The organism is Cupriavidus sp. CER-90, from assembly GCF_057652055.1.
The window spans coordinates 2,900,051-2,920,892 of sequence record NZ_JBYGYM010000002.1 but is presented as its reverse complement, the minus strand read 5'-3'; the positions used below and the strand labels follow the sequence as shown (position 1 = coordinate 2,920,892).

General features: G+C 67.3%; 21 protein-coding genes. 6 read left to right on the top strand and 15 right to left on the bottom strand.

The features are described from left to right. Positions 1-237: 237 nt before the first annotated feature. Genes AC24R4_RS23985 through alr form a run of 3 tightly spaced genes read right to left on the bottom strand, consistent with a single transcriptional unit; the run spans position 238 to position 3,531 of the window. Positions 238-1,008 carry a GntR family transcriptional regulator gene (locus tag AC24R4_RS23985; protein WP_487523703.1) on the bottom strand — a complete coding sequence of 257 codons (771 nt, stop codon included), beginning with the start codon at positions 1,006-1,008 and terminating at the stop codon, positions 238-240. Positions 1,009-1,012: 4 nt separating this feature from the next. Continuing rightward, positions 1,013-2,380, bottom strand: coding sequence for a DNA repair protein RadA (gene radA / locus AC24R4_RS23980; protein WP_400394829.1), 1,368 nt, complete (start codon positions 2,378-2,380; stop codon positions 1,013-1,015). A gap of 41 nt (positions 2,381-2,421) precedes the next feature. Beyond that, positions 2,422-3,531: an alanine racemase gene (gene alr, locus AC24R4_RS23975; RefSeq protein WP_400394827.1), complete on the bottom strand. Its 1,110-nt coding sequence runs from the start codon at positions 3,529-3,531 to the stop codon at positions 2,422-2,424. 471 nt (positions 3,532-4,002) lie between these two features. On the opposite strand from alr, the gene lplT reads away from it, so the two are divergent. Then, entirely contained in the window at positions 4,003-5,322 is a 1,320-nt protein-coding gene (lplT, locus tag AC24R4_RS23970) for a lysophospholipid transporter LplT (protein WP_400394825.1), read from the top strand. 40 nt (positions 5,323-5,362) lie between these two features. On the opposite strand, the gene AC24R4_RS23965 is transcribed toward lplT, so the two are convergent. The 4 genes from AC24R4_RS23965 to tsaB are packed head-to-tail and all read right to left on the bottom strand — an operon-like array spanning position 5,363 to position 8,754. Beyond that, complete coding sequence (locus AC24R4_RS23965) at positions 5,363-6,448, bottom strand: DUF1853 family protein (protein WP_400394823.1); 1,086 nt, start codon at positions 6,446-6,448, stop codon at positions 5,363-5,365. Next, the gene (locus AC24R4_RS23960) at positions 6,429-7,448 is read right to left on the bottom strand and encodes a uracil-DNA glycosylase (protein ID WP_487523702.1); all 1,020 of its coding nucleotides are present in this window, start codon (positions 7,446-7,448) and stop codon (positions 6,429-6,431) included. The genes AC24R4_RS23965 and AC24R4_RS23960 overlap by 20 nt, the downstream gene beginning before the upstream one ends. Continuing rightward, on the bottom strand, positions 7,445-7,999 hold the full coding sequence (rimI, locus tag AC24R4_RS23955; RefSeq protein WP_487523701.1) for a ribosomal protein S18-alanine N-acetyltransferase: 555 nt from the start codon (positions 7,997-7,999) through the stop codon (positions 7,445-7,447). Before rimI ends, AC24R4_RS23960 begins: the two co-directional genes overlap by 4 nt. Continuing rightward, positions 7,996-8,754, bottom strand: a complete 759-nt coding sequence (gene tsaB / locus AC24R4_RS23950) for a tRNA (adenosine(37)-N6)-threonylcarbamoyltransferase complex dimerization subunit type 1 TsaB (protein ID WP_400396991.1) — start codon at positions 8,752-8,754, stop codon at positions 7,996-7,998. The genes rimI and tsaB overlap by 4 nt, the downstream gene beginning before the upstream one ends. Before the next feature lie 167 nt (positions 8,755-8,921). On the opposite strand from tsaB, the gene AC24R4_RS23945 reads away from it, so the two are divergent. Next, the gene (locus AC24R4_RS23945) at positions 8,922-9,191 is read left to right on the top strand and encodes an acyl-CoA-binding protein (protein ID WP_153945166.1); all 270 of its coding nucleotides are present in this window, start codon (positions 8,922-8,924) and stop codon (positions 9,189-9,191) included. A gap of 143 nt (positions 9,192-9,334) precedes the next feature. Beyond that, a complete protein-coding gene (locus AC24R4_RS23940) occupies positions 9,335-9,709 on the top strand; it encodes a hypothetical protein (RefSeq protein ID WP_153945167.1) in 375 nt (124 codons plus the stop codon). Positions 9,710-9,735: 26 nt separating this feature from the next. Here AC24R4_RS23940 and AC24R4_RS23935 read toward each other — a convergent pair whose 3' ends face one another. Together AC24R4_RS23935 and AC24R4_RS23930 are read right to left on the bottom strand one after the other, a co-directional pair. Beyond that, on the bottom strand, positions 9,736-11,151 hold the full coding sequence (locus tag AC24R4_RS23935) for a DHA2 family efflux MFS transporter permease subunit (RefSeq protein WP_400396174.1): 1,416 nt from the start codon (positions 11,149-11,151) through the stop codon (positions 9,736-9,738). 137 nt (positions 11,152-11,288) lie between these two features. Further along, entirely contained in the window at positions 11,289-11,759 is a 471-nt protein-coding gene (locus tag AC24R4_RS23930) for an SRPBCC family protein (RefSeq protein WP_400396170.1), read from the bottom strand. Positions 11,760-11,979: 220 nt separating this feature from the next. Here AC24R4_RS23930 and AC24R4_RS23925 point away from each other — a divergent pair, with 220 nt between their 5' ends. Further along, positions 11,980-12,390: a VOC family protein gene (locus AC24R4_RS23925; RefSeq protein ID WP_153945168.1), complete on the top strand. Its 411-nt coding sequence runs from the start codon at positions 11,980-11,982 to the stop codon at positions 12,388-12,390. Positions 12,391-12,559: 169 nt separating this feature from the next. Here AC24R4_RS23925 and aceB read toward each other — a convergent pair whose 3' ends face one another. Next, positions 12,560-14,143: a malate synthase A gene (gene aceB / locus AC24R4_RS23920; RefSeq protein ID WP_153945169.1), complete on the bottom strand. Its 1,584-nt coding sequence runs from the start codon at positions 14,141-14,143 to the stop codon at positions 12,560-12,562. A gap of 47 nt (positions 14,144-14,190) precedes the next feature. After that, positions 14,191-14,892, bottom strand: a complete 702-nt coding sequence (locus tag AC24R4_RS23915) for a haloacid dehalogenase type II (protein ID WP_400394846.1) — start codon at positions 14,890-14,892, stop codon at positions 14,191-14,193. Between the two features lie 95 nt (positions 14,893-14,987). Here AC24R4_RS23915 and AC24R4_RS23910 point away from each other — a divergent pair, with 95 nt between their 5' ends. Beyond that, positions 14,988-16,016, top strand: a complete 1,029-nt coding sequence (locus tag AC24R4_RS23910; RefSeq protein ID WP_400394848.1) for a LysR family transcriptional regulator — start codon at positions 14,988-14,990, stop codon at positions 16,014-16,016. 130 nt (positions 16,017-16,146) lie between these two features. Further along, the gene (locus AC24R4_RS23905) at positions 16,147-16,581 is read left to right on the top strand and encodes a universal stress protein (RefSeq protein ID WP_153945171.1); all 435 of its coding nucleotides are present in this window, start codon (positions 16,147-16,149) and stop codon (positions 16,579-16,581) included. Between the two features lie 135 nt (positions 16,582-16,716). On the opposite strand, the gene aceA is transcribed toward AC24R4_RS23905, so the two are convergent. From aceA to AC24R4_RS23885, 4 genes are all read right to left on the bottom strand, one after another. Then, positions 16,717-18,012, bottom strand: a complete 1,296-nt coding sequence (gene aceA, locus AC24R4_RS23900; protein WP_400394850.1) for an isocitrate lyase — start codon at positions 18,010-18,012, stop codon at positions 16,717-16,719. 305 nt (positions 18,013-18,317) lie between these two features. Beyond that, positions 18,318-19,286: an alpha/beta fold hydrolase gene (locus AC24R4_RS23895; protein ID WP_487523700.1), complete on the bottom strand. Its 969-nt coding sequence runs from the start codon at positions 19,284-19,286 to the stop codon at positions 18,318-18,320. A 93-nt stretch (positions 19,287-19,379) separates the two neighbouring features. Then, positions 19,380-19,799, bottom strand: coding sequence for a gamma-glutamylcyclotransferase family protein (locus tag AC24R4_RS23890; protein ID WP_400396234.1), 420 nt, complete (start codon positions 19,797-19,799; stop codon positions 19,380-19,382). A 138-nt stretch (positions 19,800-19,937) separates the two neighbouring features. Next, the gene (locus AC24R4_RS23885) at positions 19,938-20,792 is read right to left on the bottom strand and encodes a LytR/AlgR family response regulator transcription factor (RefSeq protein WP_400396235.1); all 855 of its coding nucleotides are present in this window, start codon (positions 20,790-20,792) and stop codon (positions 19,938-19,940) included. Between the last annotated feature and the right edge of the window lie 50 nt (positions 20,793-20,842).

Genomic DNA, 20,842 nt, shown 5'->3' with positions numbered 1-20,842 from the left:
GGAATCCAGTGCGGGGCGGCGCCCGCCCAGGTCGCGACAGTTCCGCGATTTATGTATACATAAATTTCCCGCGTGGAACGGTCGCAATAGGCATGCCATGGGCGCCCCGACTGGCGAAGGGGGACGGATGCCGGACGGGCGCGAGGCGGGCGATGCCGCGTGGCGTGGGGGATAGCGGGCGATAACGCGTCGCGACGCGATGTCGCGCGCGAAGTCACCGGCGGGGAATCGCTGCGATCAGCCGAACCGGCGGCGGCGCGCCGGTGCACCGGATTCGGTCGACGGCACGAAGCTGGTGCGGGCTTCCTCGAGGCGCGCCATGGTCAGGCGGCTGACTTCTGCGCGGCCATCCTCGATATGCGTGGACAGCAGCGCCACCGTGCGATCGGCATCGGCATCGGCCAGCGCGGCCAGGATCGCGCCGTGTTCGTCGTAGGTCAGCGAGACCCGCTCGCCGAACGCGAAGTCGAGCCGGCGGATGATGCGGATGCGGTCGGTCACCTGCTGATGCACGGCCGCGGCTTCGGCGTTGCCCGCCGCATCGACGATGGCCAGGTGAAATGCCTCGTCAAGCTGCGCCACCGCGTTGCCGTCGGCCAGGCGCCGGGCCGCAGGCACGCGCCAGATGGCATCGAGCATGGCCACCAGCGCGGCCCGGCGCGTCGCGTGCGACGGCTGGCACAGGCGCGTCACCGCATGGGTTTCCAGCAGCGTGCGCAGTTCGTACAGGGCTTCGAAGCGGCCCAGGTCCAGCGGCACCACTTCCCAGCCGTTGCGGTAGTAGCCCCGCACCAGACCATCGCCCTGCAGCCGCTGCAGCGCCTCGCGCACGGGCGTGCGCGAGATGCCCAGCCGTTCGGCCACGTCGTTTTCGGTAAAGCGGTCGCCCGGCAGCAGCCGGAACGCGAAAATGTCGTCGCGCAGCGCGTGGTAGGCGGCCTGCGACCGCTTGCCACGCGCCACGGACCGCGACGCTGCGTCTTCGGTATCCCCGGCAGCATCGGCCATTGCGTCAGTCCAGATGCCGTACGCGGTCGATCGCCTGCTCCAGGCGGTCCACCGCAATGACTTCCAGCCCGTCGATGGACTGCTTGGGCGCGTTGGCCTTGGGGATTACGGCCATCGTGAAACCAAGCTTGGCGGCTTCCTTGAGCCGTTCCTGCCCGCGGGGGCTGGGGCGGATCTCGCCGGCCAGCCCCACTTCGCCAAACACCACCAGCCCGCGCGGCAGCGGCTTGTTGCGCATCGACGAGTGGATCGATAGCAAAACCGCCAGATCGGCGGCCGGCTCCGTGATCTTGACCCCGCCGACCGCGTTCAGGAACACGTCCTGGTCGAAGCAGGCGATGCCGGCGTGCCGGTGCAGCACGGCCAGCAGCATCGCCAGCCGGTTCTGCTCCAGCCCCACCGCCAGCCGGCGCGGGTTGGGCACGTTGGCCGTATCGACCAGCGCCTGCACTTCCACCAGCAGCGGGCGCGTGCCCTCCTGCGTCACCAGCACGCACGACCCGGCCACCTGCTCCTCATGCTGCGACAGGAACAGCGCCGACGGATTGCTGATGCCGCGCAGACCGCGCTCGGTCATCGCAAAAACGCCAAGTTCATTGACCGCGCCGAAGCGGTTCTTGAACGCGCGGATCAGCCGGTGCGACGAATGCGTGTCGCCCTCGAAATACAGCACCGTATCGACGATGTGCTCCAGCACGCGCGGCCCGGCCAGGCTGCCTTCCTTGGTCACATGGCCCACCAGGATGATCGTGATGTCGCTGCTCTTGGCGATACGCGTCAGCTGCGCCGCGCACTCGCGCACCTGGGCCACCGACCCGGGCGCCGACGTCAGCGCCTCGGAATACAGCGTCTGGATCGAATCGATCACGGCCACTTCGGGCTTGTCGGCCTCCAGCGCGGCCTGGATCTTTTCCAGCTGGATCTCGGGCAGCAGGCCCACCGTGGCGGCTTCCACCCCCAGCCGCTGCGCGCGCAGCGCGATCTGGGCGCCCGATTCCTCGCCGCTGACGTAGAGCACGCGCCGGCTGGCCGACAGGTTGGCCAGCGTTTGCAACAGCAGCGTCGATTTGCCGATGCCGGGATCGCCGCCGATCAGCACCACGCCGCCCGACACCAGCCCGCCGCCCAGCACGCGGTCGAACTCGTCGATGCCCGTGGTAAAGCGCGGCACCTCGGCGGCTTCAATATCGCTGAGCTTGCGGACCACGGCCGACGCCGCCAGCGGCTGGAAGCGGCGCGCGGCCGACGACCCCGATTCGGCCACGGTCTCGACGAGCGTGTTCCAGGCGTTGCATTGCGGGCATTGGCCCGCCCAGCGCGGCGTGGTCCCGCCGCATTCGGTACAGGTATAGACAGTCTTGGTCTTGGCCATCGAAAAATTCTGACTCGGGCTGGATGGGGCGCAGGCTGTCTTCAGGCGACGGAATCGGCCGTGGTCAGCATGGCCACGGTGGTCGGCACGCGCGGCGCCAGCGCGCACATCAGTTCATAGCCCACCGTGCCGCTGGCGGCGGCCACGTCGTCGATCGACAGCCCGTGGCCCCAGAGCGTGACCGGCGAGCCGACCTTGGCCTTGGGGCACGGGGTCAGGTCCACGCAGATCATGTCCATCGATACCCGGCCCACCAGGTCGGTGCGCACGCCGTCCACCAGCACCGGGGCGCGCTTGTCGCCCCAGCCCGACGCGTGGCGCGGGTAGCCGTCGGCATAGCCGCAGGCCACCACGCCGATGCGCATTGCCCGGTCGGCCGTAAACATCGAGCCATAGCCCACCGTATCGCCCGGCTGCAGGTCCTGGATGCCGATCAGTTCGCTGTGCAGCGACATCGCCGGCTGCAGGCCGGTATCGGCGATGTCCGCCGACCGGCCCGTGGGCGAACCGCCATACAGGATCACGCCCGGCCGCACCCAGTTGCGATGGGCCGACGGATGCCAGAGCACGGCCGCCGAATTGGACAGGCTGACCTCGCCGGGCAGGTTGGCCGTTGCCGCCTCGAACGCCTCGATCTGGTGCGCGATGCCGCGCGCGCTGTCGGCATCGGAAAAATGGGTCATATGGACGATACTGCCCACGCACGACATGGTGCGGGCGCGTTCCCAGGCCGCCCGGTACTGGGCCGGCCGGAAGCCGAGCCGGTTCATGCCGGTGTTGAGCTTGAGCTGGATGGCCAGCGGACCCTTGGGCCGCGCCTGTTCCAGCATGCGCAATTGCTCCTCGCAATGGATGGCGGTGGTCAGGCGATATTGCTCGATGACGGGAACATCCTGCGGCTGGAAGAATCCCTCCAGGAGCAGGATCGGACCCTGCCAGCCCAGTTCGCGCAGCAGCACGGCTTCGTTGAGGTCCAGCAGGCCGAAGCCGTCGGCGGCCTTCAGGCCGGCAAAGGCGCGGCGAATGCCGTGGCCGTAGGCATTGGCCTTGACGACCGCCCAGACGCGGGAATCCGGCGCATGGCGGCGCACCACTTCCAGGTTGTTGGCCAGCGCGGGCTGGTGGATGACAGCGTGAATGGGTCTTGGCATGGATATGACTGCTTGCGTGGGCTGTCGAACGATGTTCTGCACCAGATGCGGGAAGACCCGGTCGGCAGGCCACTGGATTCGGGCGTTGAGGTGGCACACACTGTGCGGTAACAGGCCTTCGGGACGAACCGGCCGGCGCGGACAAGCCGGCGCCACCTTGCGCAGGCGATATTTGACCACATCCGCAGGTCGATTCCGGGAATCCATCCGGGCATGTACTGTCCAATGCGCGTCCGCCGGTGTGCTGAAATGTCGCGGATTCGTGATATAAAGCCGGACGCTCCGGCCATGTTTTAAAAGAGAAGCAATATGTCAATGACGGTCAGGCAAGCCGCAAGGCGCGCGAAAGTAGCGTCGCCGCCCCACTTTGACAAGGCAGGCGCAGCAGGTTCCCGCCAAGCGACGGCACTACCGGCCGGTGCGCTTTTGCCCGTCCACATGGACGCCCGCGATGGAGACAAAGTCCAAGGTATGAAGAAGGGTTTCTACACGATCATGGCCGCGCAGTTTTTCTCGTCGCTGGCCGACAATGCCCTGCTGATCGCAGCCATTGCCCTTCTTGCCGAATTGCATTCCCCGCAGTGGATGACGCCGCTGCTCAAGCTGTTCTTCGTACTGTCCTATGTGGTGCTGGCGGCATTCGTGGGCGCCTTCGCCGACTCCATGCCCAAGGGCAAGGTGATGCTGATCACCAATGCCATCAAGATCGTGGGCTGCGCCATCATGATGTTCGGGCTGCACCCGCTGCTGGCCTATGGCGTGGTCGGATTCGGCGCGGCGGCCTATTCGCCGGCCAAGTACGGCATCCTGACCGAGCTGCTGCCGCCCGAGAAGCTCGTGATGGCCAACGGCTGGATCGAGGGCCTGACGGTCGGCTCGATCATCCTGGGCACGGTGGTGGGCGGCGCGCTGATCTCGGTGCAACTGTCGAGCCTCCTGCTGCACTTCGACCTGCCCTATGTCGACACCGGCATCAACACGCCCGCCGAAGCGGCGATGGTGGTGATCATGCTGTTCTACTTCATTGCCGCCGTCTTCAACCTGTTCATTCCGGACACCGGCGCCCGCTATCCCCAGCAGGAAAAGAACCCGATCAAGCTGATTGCCGAGTTTGGCGACTGCTTCATTGCGCTGTGGCGCGACAAGCTTGGCCAGATCTCGCTGGCCGTGACCACGCTGTTCTGGGGCGTGGGCGCCACGCTGCAGTTCATCGTGCTCAAGTGGGCCGAGAAGTCGCTGGGGCTGAACCTGTCGCAAGGCGCCCTGCTGCAGGCCGTGGTGGCAGTGGGCGTGGCCGTGGGCGCTATCGCGGCCGCCGCGCGCATTCCGCTGCGCAAGTCGCTGTCGGTGTTGCCGTTCGGCGTGGCCATGGGCGCCACCGTGATCCTGATGGCGTTCTACACCAAGGACACCATGCCGGCCGTGACGCTGGACGTGCTGGGCATGGCGATGCCGCTCTACATGGCCATCGCCTACGTGTTCCTGATGATCGTGGGTGCCATGTCGGGCTACTTCGTGGTGCCGATGAACGCCCTGCTCCAGCACCGTGGCCATGTGCTGCTTTCGGCCGGCCATTCCATCGCGGTGCAGAACTTCAACGAGAACGTTTCGGTGCTGCTGATGCTGTGCCTGTATGCGCTGCTGATCAAGCTAAACGTGCCGATCGGCTTCGTGATCGTCGCGCTGGGCCTGTTCATCGTGGCGACCATGGCGCTGGTGATGCGCCTGCACAAGCACAATGTGAAGATGTACAACTCGCTGGCGATGATCGGCGAGGACAAGCACCACTGATCGCACGCGGGGCGTCAGCCTTGCCGGCTCGCCCCGGTTCTCAGGGCGCCGCGGCCCGCAGCGCGGCCCGCGCCTCCCAGTCGTCCGGCACCACGAATCCGCGCGAGCATTCGCGCCAGATGCCGGGCGCGTCCGGATCCTGCACCAGTTCACAGACCATGACCGGCGCCTCGCGGCGCCACGCGTGGATCGGGTCGGCAAAGCGTTCGGCCAGCGCATCGTGCATAACCGCCGCCGTTTCGGTCGCGGCCTCGGCCACACGGCCCCCCGACAGCCAGTCGGATCTCGACAGCCGGCACCAGCGCACCTGCCCCCTGGCGGGGTCCGACGCGCGGGCGCGCCAGTCGGCCAGCGGCGCCCACCACCCGTTCAGGTGATCCGGCGCAATGCCCAGCGTTTCCAGGCCGGCCGGCACGACGCCGTCGCGGTAGAACAGCCAGCCCAGCAGATAGACTTCGCTGCGATCCACGGGATGCCCGACCAGCGCCTGGGCTTCGGCGGTGCGGCCCAGCGGCAACTGGCGCCGCACGATGTGATCGAGCTTGTCGCCCAGCCGGTCGACCAGATTCGGCCCGACAAAGGCCCGATGCCCTGCCACGCCGTCCACCATCAGGTAGAACTTGGCCGCCATTTCCCAATGGACGACGGCCGCGCTGGCGGGGTCGCGCCAGATCACGTCGAGTTCGCCCAGCGTCTGCACGCCATGGCCGTTCGCACGCCGGATCGGCACATTGGCCGCCAGCAGCTCCACGCCTTGCGTGTGCCGCAGCGCGAAGTGCAGCAGCCGCTCGGCATGACGGCCCAGGCGCAGGCTGCGGCTGCCGGTCGGGTCCGGATGCTGGCTCAGTTCGACGATGGTTTCGGGCAAGGTGGCCGGATCGGCCTGCGACAGCCATGCCTGCCACCCCGCCTGCGCGCCGGGCGGCCATTGGGCCAGCCGGGCAGGCCCGTCCTGGTAGCCATCGGGCAGATGGGACAGCAGCGCCGGCGACAGCGAACACCAGGCCAGGTCGCGCGTGCGCTGCGAGGCCGCGCGACACCAGAGCGGCAAAGGCGCGTCCGCCCCGGTCGGCGCGCAGCCGCCCGGTGGCGTTATCTGGGCGAAATCAGGCTTCAGCTCCCGCACGATCGTGGACCTCGCGCGCCAGGCACAGGTCTTCCCAGGCACGCGCCTTGTCGGTCAGCGTGCGCAGCAGGTAGGCGGGGTGATAGGTCACCACCACGGGGATGCCCTCGTAGGTATGCACCGTACCGCGCAGCTTGCCGATCGGCGTGGTCGACCGCAGCAGCGACTGCGCCGCAAAGCGGCCCAGCACCACGATGACCTTCGGCTTGATCAGCGCAATCTGGCGCTTCAGGTAGGGCTCGCACTGGGCGACTTCCTCGGGCTCGGGATTCCGATTGCCCGGCGGCCGGCACTTGAGCACGTTCGCGATATAGACATTGCGTCCGCGCGCCAGGCCCAGTGCCCCCAGCATGTTGTCCAGCAGCTTGCCGGCCTGGCCGACGAACGGCTCGCCCTGCAAGTCCTCGTTCTCGCCCGGCGCCTCGCCCACCAGCATCCATTCGGCCTGGGGATCGCCCACGCCGAACACGGTGTTGGTGCGGGTGTCGCAGAGACCACATGCGGTACAGCCGGCCACGCTGTCGGCCAGCTCCGGCCAGGGCATCCCGGCGATGGCGGCCTCACGGCCGGCCTGCCCGGGCTGACGGACCAGCGGCTTTTCTCCCTGAGGGGCCACCGGCCGGTCCGGGTTCGGCGCATCGAAAGCCTCGACGGTCGCGGCCAGTTCGATGGCGCTGATGGCGCTGTCGGCGGCGCTGTCGGCGGCGCTGTCGGCGGCATGATCGATCCCGGCCGGGTCATCGGCGAGCACATCGGCCAGCCGTCCGGTCGAAAGTTCGGCCGGAGCTTCGGCCGACACGTCGGGCGGCTCGGACGGCGACGCCCGGACTTCCGCCAGCACCGCCGCGGCGGGTACGGCGCCCGCATCGTCCACCGCGTGTGCGACCACAGCTTCCGCCGCCACGGCTTCGTCTCCCGCCCCTTCCATGGCCTGGGCCCGGCGTGGCACCCACTCGGCCGGAATGCCCAGGGCTTCCAGGAACAACGCGCGGCGGTTCATGCCGGTTCTCCGTCAATCCTGGCGGGCCAGACGCGGCGCAGCACCAGCGCGTCCTCGCGCCCCAGCGCCGTGGCCGGGTAGTAGCCCTTGCGGCGACCGATCTCGACGAATCCTGCTTCGAGATACAGCGCCAGCGCGCCGATATTCGACGGACGCACCTCCAGCAGCATCGTGTGCAGCCGGTGCGCATGCGACGTAGCCAGCGCGATGGCAAGCAGCAGCCGTCCGTAGCCCTGTCGCTGGTGGGCCGGATCGATCGTGATATTGAGCAGGTGCATCTCGTCGACTACCGGCATCAGCATCGCGTAGCCGATCAGCGCCGTCGAGGGGTCGCGCAGCGTCAGGCCGAAATGCCCGGCCTTGAGTGAATTCTCGAAGTTGCCGCGCGTCCACGGATGGCTGTAGGCGCGCTGCTCGATCTCGGCCACGGCCGGCAGGTCGCGCGCGCTCATGTGATCGAGCGCCCAGCCCTGCGCCAGCGGCGGCATGACCGGCACCGCCGGCCACTCGGGGTGGTCCGCACGCTCGGGCGGCAGCAGCGCGGCGCTCATCGGGCCGCTCCCTGCGCGGCCAGCGCGGCGGCCTTGGCGGCGGCCAAGGCCTCGCGCTCGACGATGGTCTGGGCAACCTTGTCGCGCACATAGATCGGCATGGCATCCGCCGCGGCGATCGTCTCGCCACGCGCCAGCGCGCGCTGCGCGATCGACACCATCGCGCGCGCGTCGGGCACGGCGTCCGGCACGGTGCGCGAAGCCCCGGCCGCCGGCGCCAGGCGGTCGCCAAAGACGGTCAGCGCGTTGCCGGCCAGCCAGAAATCGCCATCGGGCGCCACGATCGATTCCGGCGCGCCCACCTGCATGGCGCCTTCCATTGCCCATTCGTTCGCGGCATCGTCCCAGCGGAACGTGGCAGCATAGGCTTCGTCCATGCGGGCATCGATGGCGACCAGCACCGCCGCGCCCGCAGGCAGCGTTTCACCGCCCCACGTGCCGTTGCGTACGCTTTCGGCACATGCCATCAGCACGTTGACGGGGATGACGGGCAGGTCCGCGCCGAAGGCCAGGCCCTGCACCACGCCGCAGGCGGTGCGCAGGCCGGTAAAGGAACCGGGACCCGCGCCAAAGGCAATGGCGGCGCAGTCGGCCAGGCGGATGCCGGCCTCGGCCAGCACCTCGCCGACGGCAGGCAGCACCCGCGACGACGAACGCGCGCCGGTGTGCTCATGACGGGAGAAACACCCGGCAGCGCGGCCGAGTGCGACGGAACACCACTCTGTGGAGGTCTCGACAGCAAGAATCCAGGACATGGCAGCGATTGTATCCGCTGGCGGGGCAAAGCAGTATTGGCAACGGCGCGCCCCCCGCGCGGGCCGCCAGCGGGGCAACCTGAGAGCTTCCTCGACTTTTTTGCACCGAAACGGACGCCGGCGGCGCTTATCATCGCCTGTCCAACGCATTGCCACACGGAGACCCCATGAGCGACCTGCAAGCCCAATTCGACCAGGCCCAAATCGACGTCAAGACGCTGTCGGAGCGTCCCAACAACATGACGCTGCTGCGCCTGTACGCGCTGTACAAGCAAGGTGCCGAGGGCGACGCCCACGGCGACAAGCCTGGCATGACCGACTTCGTCGGCCGCTACAAGTTCGAGGCCTGGGAAGCCCTCAAGGGCACCGCCCAGGACGAGGCCAAGCAGAAGTACATCGAACTGGTGGGCGACCTGCTGGCCGGCCGCGCCAGCTGAGCCTGCCCTGCCCCTGCCCCTGCCCCTGCGGACGGTCCCGCGCCGTCCGCCGCTGTTCCGCCCCCATTCAGCCCCTTGTCTTTCCTGCCGATAACCAGATCATCCGCAATGTATCTGGCAACAGTGTCGTGATTCAGGAAGACATGAAGACCTACCGAGTGCTGTTCAGCGTTTGCGCGCTGACGCTGTCCACGGCGCTGATGGCCGCGCCGCGCGCGCCGTCCCGTCCCGCCGAGCCTGCGGCCCCGGCCTACGATCCCGTCCGTTACAAGTCCTGCACCGTCTATGCCGCGACGGCGATGTCCGCCGCGGTGGACATGCGCACGCACGGCTATGGCGCCAAGCGCGCGCTGGTCGAAGGCGGCAACCCGCCCTCCGCCCCCATGGTGGCGCTGACCGAATTCGCCGTCTCGGCCATCCAGGCCCGCCCGGCTGGCGGGCGCGAAGCCGCGTCGGTGCTGAGCGGATTCCTGGCCGGCGTCTGCTACCAGCGCAACGAACTGCCCCTGCTGCAATAGCCATCGGAAACGTCCGGGCGCGGGCGTCAGCCCCCGGGCAGCGGACGCGGGCGGATACGCCATGCGGCCAGCATGGCCGTGGCAATCACGATCCCCACGGCCAGGAAGGTTTCGTCGAAGGCCTGGATGCGCGCGGCCTGCGCCGCCGCGTCGCCGCCCCGGCCCAGCACCGCGCCATGCTCGGCCAGGCGCCATTGCAGGCCCACCCCGGCCAGGCTCACGCCAATCGCCCCGCCCAGCTGCCGCAGGAAGTTGATGCAGCTGGAACCCTGCGGAATCATCGAGAAATCGACGCCCCGCATCGACCCCAGCGTCAGCGAGGGCAGGATGCAGCCCAGGCCGATACGGCCGATCACCGCGTACAGCACCAGCAGCACGTACGGCGTGGCCATCGACCCGGTGGCCATCAGCAGGAACGAGCCCGCCAGCAGCGCCAGCCCGAACGACACCTGGCGGTGCGGCAGAATGCGGTTGGTCAGGCGGCCGGCCACCGCGATGGTCACGGCCAGCGCAATGCCGGCCGGCATCAGCACCAGGCCCGCCGCCGACGGCGTATAGGACAGCGCCATCTGCATGTAGACCGGCAGCAGGTAGGTGGACCCGAACAGCCCCGCGCCGTAGATGAAGGCCACCACGGCGCCCGCCGAGAACTGGCGATAGCTGTAGAGGCGCATGTTCATCAGCGGATCGGGCGCGCGCAACTGCCACGCCACGAACGCCGCCAGCATCAGCACGCCGAACACGGCCAGCCCGACGCCTTCGCCGGCGTTGGTGCGCATTTCCACCAGGCCGTTGAGCAGGCTGACCGTCGCCACGCCCACCAGCGCCAGGCCGCGCCAGTCCAGCGGCTTGCGCTCGCCCATCATCGCCGAATCGACGGCCATGTAGCGCCGCGCCATCCACCAGCCGGCCAGCGTCAGCGGCACCACCACGAAGAAGATGGACCGCCAGCCGAACAGCTCGACCAGGAAGCCGCCCACGCTCGGCCCGATGGCCGGCGCCAGCACCACGCCAAACCCGAACAGCGACAGCGCCTTGCCCTGCTCGCGTTCATCGAACACGCGCAGGATGAAGATATTGGGCAGCGGCTGCATGATGCCGGCCGCAATGCCCTCGGCCACGCGCATGGCCAGCATCACGCCGAAGGTGGGCGAAAATCCGCCGATCAGCCCGCCCCCGCCCAGCAGCACCAGCGTGCCGATAAACGTGCGGCGCAGGCCGTAGCGGTTGAGCAGCCACGGCGTCAGCAGCATCGACAGCGTCATGGCGATCATGAAGCTGGCGGCCACCCATTGGGCGCGCTCCTGGCCCAGGTCGAAATGCCGGCTCAGATCGGGGATGGCGACGTTGACGATGGTCGACGACACGATCGACGACATCGTGCCCAGCATCAGCGTGACCAGGATCAGCCAGCGCAGCCGGTCGCCATAGCGGGCGCGCAGCTCGGCACGGGTCGGGCCGCCGCGACGCCCGGACGATGGTTCCGGCTCCCCGGGTCCGCCCGGCGCCTGCGGTCCGCCAGTTCCTCCTCCGTGGGCATCCCCGCTGCCGGTACGTGCCGGCGCAGTGGATGGGCGGCTCACCCGAGCCGTCCCGTCGCAGCGATTTCGCGAATCTTGCGGACCGTATCGAGATCGGCCTCGTGATAGGCGGATTTGACGATCTCGGCGTAGCGGTTGTCGCCGCTGGCGTCCACGTTGGGCATGGTGGTCTGGTAGATGAAGCGGACCAGCAGCGCACCGGGCGCCGGGGTCTCGATGATCATCTCCAGCGTGCCGCCCGCGTGCTCGGCCGTCGGGGCCGACTCGTACCGCACGGCGCGGCGCGGCTCGTAGGCCACGCGGTCGCTCACGCTGGCCTTGCCGAAATGCAGCACGCGCTCGATCCAGCCGTCGCCCCGGCCGACGATGTCGGCGCTGTCGAGGCCGAGCATGAACAGTTCCGGCGATTCCGCCCGCAGCACAAGGCCCTGCCAGAGCTGGTCCGGCGTCAGCGGCTCCAGCGTGGGGTTGCCTGGGTCATTGATTTCCACCAGGTGTTCGAAGCGCAACTTGACTCTCCAGATCGTAGATTTCCGTATTATGGGGCCTCCCGCGCGCCGCTGTCCGTCCCCGGGCCACCCGTTCGGGGGCCGCGGCCTGCACATCACTCCTGACAGCTGGTGTCAGGAGGCCGGGCGCACAATGCTGGCCCGGTGTCCGGATAGCGTCAGGAGCCGTCAGGAGCGGCCGCCCTGCGCCGCGCATCGGGAGAACGCTCAGGAGGCAGGCATGGAGTTGTTGATCAACATCGACGTCGATGACCTTGACCGTGGCATCGGCTTTTATGAGGCAGGACTGGGATTGCGGCTCAACCGCAAGCTGTTCGACGGCACGGTGGCCGAGCTGCACGGCGCCTGCGCGCCGGTGTATCTGCTGGCCAAGGCGCCGGGCACGCTGGCCACCACCCGGGCCGACACCCGGCGCGACTACGTGCGGCACTGGACCCCGGTGCATCTGGACTTCGTGGTCGAATCGCTGGAACCGGCCATCGAGCGCGCGCTCAGCGCCGGTGCGGAAATCGAGGACTGGCCTCGGGAGTTTGACTGGGGCCGCCAGGCGATGCTGTCCGACCCGTTCGGGCACGGACTGTGTTTTATCGAGTGGAAGGGAACCGGCTACGGCGCGCGAGCAAGCGCCTGAGGGGGGCTTCTTTCCCGCACGCGGGAAAGAAGTTGGGGGGAGAGGGTCGGCGAGCGGGTCGGCAGTTCTGCCTGCCGACTCCCCGCAGTCTGAACCGCCAGGCCCTCTCCCCTTTTTTCCGCCCCGCTCCCACGGGTGGGAGCGGAGCGCGCACACAAGGCAACGAGGGTCAGACTTCCTCGTACAGCGGCAGGGTCAGGAATTCGGCAAAGTCTTCCGACGTCGACATTTGCTCGAAGATCTTCGCGGCGCGGTCGTAGGTCGGGCCGCTGCCGGCCACTTCCTTGACCTTGGCCAGTTCTTCCGGAATCAGCGCGCGCACCAGCTCGGCGGTGACCTTGCGGCCGTCCTCGAGCTTGCCCTTCGGCGAGCGAATCCACTGCCAGACCTGCGAACGCGAGATCTCGGCCGTGGCGGCGTCTTCCATCAGGTTGTGGATCGGCACGCAGCCGTTGCCGGCCAGCCAGGCGCCCAGGTAGTGGATGCCGACGTTGATGTTCATGCGCAGGCCGTGTTCGGTGATCGGCGTTTCGGGCTGGAAGTTCAGCAGGTCGGCGGCCTTCACTTCCACGTCCATGCGCTGCTTCTCGAACTGGTTCGGCTTGTCGCCCAGCACGGCCACGAATTCCTTCATCGCCGGCTCGACCAGGCCCGGGTGGGCCACCCAGCCGCCGTCGTAGCCGTCGGTGGCGTCACGACGCTTGTCGCTGATGATGCCTTCCATGGCGATGGCGTTCTTTTCCGGATCGTTCTTGATCGGGATCAGGGCGCTCATGCCGCCGATGGCGGGCGCGCCGCGCTTGTGGCAGGTCTTCAGCAGCAGCAGCGCGTACGAGCGCATGAACGGCGCGGTCATCGTCACCTTGGCGCGGTCGGCCAGGCAGAAGTTCTTGTCCACCTTGAACTTCTTGATGCACGAGAAGATGTAATCCCAGCGGCCGGCGTTCAGGCCGGCGCTGTGGTCGCGCAGCTCATACAGGATTTCCTCCATTTCGAACGCGGCCAGGATGGTCTCGATCAGCACCGTGGCCTTGATCGTGCCTTGCGGCAGGCCAACTTCCTTCTGGGCCATCACGAAGACGTCGTTCCACAGGCGCGCTTCCAGATGGCTTTCCATCTTCGGCAGGTAGAAGAACGGGCCGGCGCCGCGGGCGATCTGCTCGCGGGCGTTATGGAACAGGAACAGCGCGAAATCGAAAATGCCGCCCGAGACGCGCTTGCCGTCGATCGTGACGTGCTTTTCGTCCAGGTGCCAGCCGCGCGGACGCACCTGCAGCGTGGCGATCTTGTCGTTGAGCTTGTAGTGCTTGCCGTTGCTGTCCAGCGTCAGCGTGCGGCGCACGGCGGCCTTCAGGTTCACCTGACCCTGCATCTGGTTGTGCCAGTTCGGGGTGTTGGAGTCCTCGAAGTCGGTCATGTAGCTGTCAGCGCCCGAGTTGAAGGCGTTGATGACCATCTTGGCTTCCACCGGGCCGGTGATTTCCACGCGGCGGCATTCCAGCGCCTTGGGCACCGGGGCAACCTTCCAGTCGCCTTCGCGGATGTGCTTCGTTTCCGGCAGGAAATCGGGGATCTCGCCGGCGTCCAGGCGCTTGGCGCGTTCCACGCGCGCGGCCAGCAGTTCCTGGCGGCGCGGCTCGAAGGCGCGGTGCAGCTTGTCGACCAGGGCCAGGGCTTCCGGCGTGAGGATGTCTTCGTAAGCCGGCAGGATCTCGCCGGTAATCTTCATGCCCGCGGGCAGCGTGATAGCCATCAGTCTTCTCCTGTAGGTGCGATGGTGTGTTTAAGGGGGCCCGCCTGTCAGACCGTTGCGCCCGAGGCGGCAACGAAGGCAAGCAGGTCGTTCATGTCGTGCCCGGTGCCGGTGGGCGCCACGTCCAGGCGCTCCGCCGGATGGCCGGCACGGTTGATCCAGTAGGTGGTGTAGCCAAACCACGTGGCGCCGCAGGCATCCCAGCAGTTCGACGAGACAAAGAGGATCTCGCCGGCCGGCAGGTCGAAGGCTTTCGGGCCCAGCGCGTACGCGGCCGGCGCGGTCTTGTACTGCTTCACGGCATCGACCGACAGCACATGGTCGAACAGTCCGTGCATACCGGCGCTCTTGACCGCGATATCGAGCATCTCCGGGTTGCCGTTGGACAGGATGCCCAGCGGCAGGTTGGCGCGGCGCAGGCGCTTGAGCGCCGCCAGGTTCTCCGGGAACGCCGACAGGCACGCATATTCCTTGAGCAGCTGCGCCTGCGCGGTGTCATCGAGCTTCAGTGCCAGCCGCTCGGCGGCATAGCGCAGGGCATCGATCGTGATGTCCCAGAACGGCTTGTAGCGCGCCCCGTCCGGCGCGGCCAGCGAACGCAGCCGGGTGTAGTCGATCTGCCGCTCGCGCCACAGCAGGGCCAGCGCCTCGCCCTTGCCCGGGAACAGCTGCTCGGCGCGCGCCGTGACCGAATACACGTCGAACAGCGTGCCGTAAGCATCGAAGAGGACCGCGCGGATTTTGTTCATCTCTCAAAACGCCAAGGACTGAATGGACCTGTACACGATTGAATGCATGGAATTCTAGTGATGCGCTGCAGTGCGGCAAATAGGCGCGCTGTCACTTGATCTTTTACTTTTGCACTACTAATCTTGGCCATCCTCATCAAGACTCGCCTACAACCGAGCTATCTTTCGTGGACCACTTCAAGCAACTGGAGACTTTTGTATCGGTGGCGTCACGTGGCAGCCTGTCCGCTGCCGCAGCCGCCGAAGGCGTTGCGCCGGCCATCATCGGCCGCCGCATCGATGCCCTGGAAGAGCGGCTGGGCGTCAAATTGCTGGTGCGCACCACCCGCAAGATCACCCTGACGTTCGAAGGCTCCGCGTTTCTCGAAGACTGCCAGCGCATCCTCAACGATCTCCACAATGCCGAAGCCAGCGTCTCCGCCGGCGGGGTCAAGGCCAGCGGCCACCTGCGCATCACCGCGCCGGCCGGTTTCGGCCGCAAGCACGTGGCGCCGCTGGTGCCGCTGTTCATCGAATCCCATCCCGACGTCACGCTCACGCTCGACCTGTCCGACCGCGTGGTCGACCTGGTCAACGAGGGCTTCGACTGCGCCATCCGCCTGGGCGACCTGCCCGACTCCAGCCTGGTGTCGATCCGCCTGGCCGAAAACCGCCGCGTGGTCGTGGCGTCGCCCGAATACCTGGCGCGCGCCGGCACCCCGGCCCTGCCCGATGACCTGGCCCGCCACAACTGCCTGCACTTCGGCGCCAGCGCCAACGTGCAGCGCGGCTGGGTGTTCCAGCAGGACGGCCGCACCGTCACCGTCAAGGTGGGCGGCAACATGGAATGCACCGACGGGGCCGTGCTCCACGCCTGGTGCCTGCAGGGTCACGGCCTGGCCTGGCGCTCCTGGTGGGAAGTGGGCCAGGAAATCGTCAGCGGCCGGCTGGTGACCGTCCTCGACGAATTCCAGGCGCCGCCCATCGGCATCCACGCCGTCTTTCCGCAACGCAAGCACCTGCCGCTGCGCGTGCGACTGTTTATCGACCATCTCAAGAACACCTACGGCAACCCGGCCTACTGGCGCCGTGCCGAACAGGCGCCCAGCAGCGCCGCCGCCGAAGTCCACGCCGTCGTCGCGTGACACGGTCCGTACGCTGTCAATCGCAGAATCTTGATATTTCACAATGACGAACACTGCACACTGACTACAATCGATGCAGACAGGCGCCGCGCTGGCCTGCACCCGTTCCCACTCGCGAAAGGAGTCCGGTATGTTTAAGCACATCCTGCTGCCCACCGACGGTTCGGAGCTGTCCAAGAAGGCCATAGACGGCGGCCTGGAACTGGCCAAGGCCATCAATGCCCGCGTGACCGCCTACGTCTGTCTTGAGGAATATCCGTATACGCCCTTCAGCGAGATCGTGGTCGAGGCGCCCCAGGCGTTCAAGGAACGCATCGAGAACCAGGCCCGGCTGTACCTGAAGGAAATCGAGAACGCCGCCGTGGCCGCCGGCCTGCCCTTCGACGCCGACATGACCACCTTCGCCGTGCCCTACCTGGGCATCATCGACGCGGCGGAACGCCATGGCTGCGACGTGATCTTCATGGCCTCGCACGGCCGGCGCGGCCTGTCAGGCCTGCTGCTCGGCAGCGAAACGCAGAAAGTGCTCACGCACACGGATATTCCAGTGATCGTTTACAGGTAGCTCCCACACCGAGAGGTGCCAGAAAAATGAAGGTGCCTCTCGAAAAAAGCCGCGCCGTGGGTCTCACGGCGCGGTGCCAAACTGACGGCGCGATGGTCGCGCGCCGTCCCCGAATCCCCTTTCCGGTCAGGTGGCTCAGGCCACCTTCTTGTCGAAGAACTGTTCGTCTTCGGTCGATCCCTTGAGTGCGGTCGTCGACGACTGGCCGCCTTCGATGGTCTGCGTCACGGCGTCGAAGTACCCGGTGCCCACTTCGCGCTGATGCTTGACGGCGGTGAAGCCCTTTTCGGCAGCGGCAAACTCGGCTTCCTGCAGTTCCACGAAGGCCGACATCTGGTTGCGCGCGTAGCCGTGGGCCAGGTTGAACATCGAGTAGTTCAGCGAATGGAAGCCGGCCAGCGTGATGAACTGGAACTTGTAGCCCATGGCGCCCAGTTCGCGCTGGAACTTGGCGATCGTGGCGTCGTCGAGGTTCTTCTTCCAGTTGAACGACGGCGAGCAGTTATAGGCCAGCATCTTGCCCGGGAACCTGGCATGCACGGCTTCGGCAAACTTCTTTGCGAACTCCAGGTCCGGCTTGCCGGTTTCGCACCACACCAGGTCGGCCACTTCGGCGTAGGCCAGCGCGCGGGCAATCGACTGGTCGATGCCAGCCTTCGAACGGAAGAAGCCTTCCACGGTGCGCTCGCCGGTCAGGAACGGCTGGTCGCGCTCGTCCACGTCCGAGGTCACCAGATCGGCGGCCTCGGCGTCGGTACGCGCGATCACCAGCGTCGGCACGCCCGACACGTCGGCGGCCAGGCGCGCGGCGGTCAGCTTGGCGACGGCCTCGCGGGTGGGCACCAGCACCTTGCCACCCATGTGGCCGCACTTCTTCACCGACGCCAGCTGGTCTTCGAAATGGACGCCGGCGGCGCCCGCTTCGATCATCGACTTCATCAGTTCGAATGCGTTCAGCACGCCGCCGAAGCCGGCCTCGGCATCGGCGACGATCGGCGCGAAGAAGTCGGTGTCGTCCGTGCCTTCGCTCCACTGGATCTGATCGGCACGCTGGAACGTGTTGTTGATGCGCTTGACGACCATCGGCACCGAGTTGGCCGGGTACAGCGACTGGTCCGGGTACATTTCGCCGGCCAGGTTGGCATCGCCAGCCACCTGCCAGCCCGACAGGTAGATGGCCTTCAGGCCTGCCTTGACCTGCTGCAGCGCCTGGTTGCCCGTCAGCGCGCCCAGCGTGTTGACGAACGGCTCGGTGTTCAGCAGGTGCCAGAGCTTTTCCGCGCCGCGGCGGGCCAGCGTATGCTCGATCTGGACCGAACCCCGCAGCCTGACCACGTCTTCGGCGGTGTAATGACGTTGCACGCCCTTCCAGCGCGGGTTGCTATCCCAGTCCTTTTGAAGGGCATCGATCTGTTGTTGGCGGGTCGTCATGTTCACTCTCCTGTCGCAATGTCGAGATGGCATGGAAATCGGCGACGGCTCCCCGGCTGTGGCTTGCGCGGGGGACCGAGGACGCTGTGACTTTCGCGTCTCAGGTCATGTGTCTTATATAAGAGTGTAGAGAACCTTCCCGCGTTGCAACAAGCGCCGATGGTCGCCGGCGCACAGTTTTTTATTTGATAAAAATCAAAGCGTTAGCCTCGTCTTTTCACCCTGCGGCAAGACATCTTTCAGGATGAGAAATGCCGGAGCCGATATCCCGCCCGGATTTTTGCGGACCAAAACATCATTCCGCATCATGAAATTCTGGCAGCCTCCGGGTCGACACGGGCCGCTTCCAGCGCAGGTGACGCGGCCGCGCCATCGAGATGATCGACAAACTCGCCCACCATCGCCGCCATGCGTTGCGGATGCGACAACGGCAGCCAGTGATGCGCATCGATCGGGCGGCGCCATAGCCGGGCCACCCAGCGGCCCAGATCCTCGGTCACGGCGGGCCGCACGTAGCGGTCGCGCGTGGGCACGATGACCTGCACCGGCGCATGCGCCCGGCGTTCGCGCGGCGCGCGCAGCCGCGCGCGGAGATTGGCGCGATACAGCCGCAGCCCGTGGATGCCGTCGGCCGTCTGCGTGGGACTGGCGGGCACGTGCAGCCCTTCGGTGTGGCGCAGCCAGAACGGCCAGCCGCGCCCGAGCCAGAGCTTCCAGTTCCATTCGGGCAGCAGCGGGATATGAAAGAACACGATGTACCACGACGCCAGCGCCTGGCGCAGCGTGGCGCCCCATTGCCCGAGACTGCGGCGGCCGCCGGCACGCAACGCGCTGGCGGCGTGGTCCAGGCACGGCCCCGAGCATGATGTGAACGAGGCGATGCGGCCGTACAGGCGCGGATCGGTCACGAATTCCCAGCCCTGGATCGATCCCCAGTCATGGCCCACCAGATGCACCGGCCGGTCCGCCGACACGGCGTCGATCACGGCAATAAAGTCATCGGCCAGCCGTTCCAGGCGATAGTCGGCCACCTCAGGCGGTGCATCGGACTGCCCCGCCCCGCGCACGTCGTAGGCAATGACATGGAACCGCGCCGCCAGCGCCTGCGCCACGCCGTGCCACACATCGCTGTTGTCAGGGTAGCCATGCACCAGCACCACCACGGGATGCATGGGATCGCCCCAGGCCGAGACGGCAAGGCGGACACGGCCGGACCGGACATGGAATCGAAGCGGAGCCCTTGCGGGATGGGCGGGCGCAGGCGGCTGGGTCATGGGCGGGCGTTGTGCGTTGACAGCATCGGATGTCATCGCCAGCCATGCTACCGCCGTCACGTGCCGTGTGACGGCGTTTGAAATGTTTCGTCGTCAGGCCGCCGCGGCGGTGTCGCGCGCCTGGCGATAGGCCACCCAGTCACCCCCGTCGATGCGGGCCAGCCCGGCCACCGCAGCGTCCGCCACCGGGTACAGCAGGCAATCGGTCGGCGCGCCGTCCAGCATCACGGGCCGCGATTCGCGGATAAACAGCGTGGCCTGCCCCGGATAGACCTCTTCGATCTCGTCCAGCACCGGCAGCAGCGCGTCGGGAATGTCGTACACGTCGCCCAGCACCGGCCCGGCCGACGCATCGAGCACCAGGCCCGGATACGTGCCGAAATCATAGAGCCGCCCGGCAATGCTGGCCGTGCCGACCAGCGTCGCCGCGCCGATGCCATGCAGCGCGGCGGCCCGGTTCAGATCGTTGACCTCGCCGGCACGAAGGGTGCCGTAGACAAACACACGCTGCATGGCGCAATCCTTGGCTGACGGAACAGGGAACAGGGAACAGGGAACGCCCATGGTAGAGGAAGCCGCGTGGCGGCGGAACCTTCGCGCCCGTTTTCCCCGCCGTGGTGCAGGCCGCGCCATACCGGCCCCGGATCGGTCCTACATCTGCTTGAACAGGTGCGCGTACTGCCGCGCAACCGGCAGCGACTCCGGCCGGTCGCGCAGCTTCAGCGACAGGCGCCCCAGCGACTGGTTCACGGCGCTGGCCACGCAGTCGATATTGACTACCGTGCCGCGATGGATCTGCCAGAAGCGGTCGGGGTCCAGTTGCTGCGTCAGTTCGCGCAGGCTGGTGCGGATCAGCGCCTCGCCGCCGGTGGACACCACGTTCACGTACTTGTCGGTGGCTTCCAGATACACCACTTCATCGACCGGGATGATGCGTACCTCCTGCCCCACCAGCGCCTTGATAAAGCGCAGGTAGTGGCCGCGCGGGGCGGCGGGCTGCTCCAGCGACTCCAACCGCTGCAGCAGCTGCGCCAGCCGGTCGGTGTCGACCATGGTGCCGATGTCGGTGGCGGCGGCCTCGTCGCCATTATCCCCATCGTCGTTGCCGGCCGCCTTGCCCGCTTCGGCGGCCTTGGCGCTCAGGCGCGCCTTCAGGCGCCCCACCGTGGCCTCCAGCCGTTCGTGCTGCACGGGCTTCAGCACGTAGTCCACCGCCGCGCGCTCGAAGGCTTCCAGCGCAAACTGGTCGTACGCGGTGACGAACACCACCAGCGGCGGGTGGTCGAACTCGATCAGTTCGCGCGCCACGTCCATGCCGCTCATGCCCGGCATGCGGATATCCAGAAAGGCCACGTCGGGCCGGTGGGCGCGCGCGGCGTCCAGCGCGGCCATGCCGTCATGCACCACGGACACGATCGTGGCTTCGGGCCACAGGGCTTTCAGTTCGGCTTCGAGAACGCGGGCGAGCAGCAGCTCGTCGTCGGCGATCAGCAGGGTCGGAGACATGGGGACGAATGTCAGGGACAGAACGGTTCAGGGGGCGTGGCTCGGGCGCG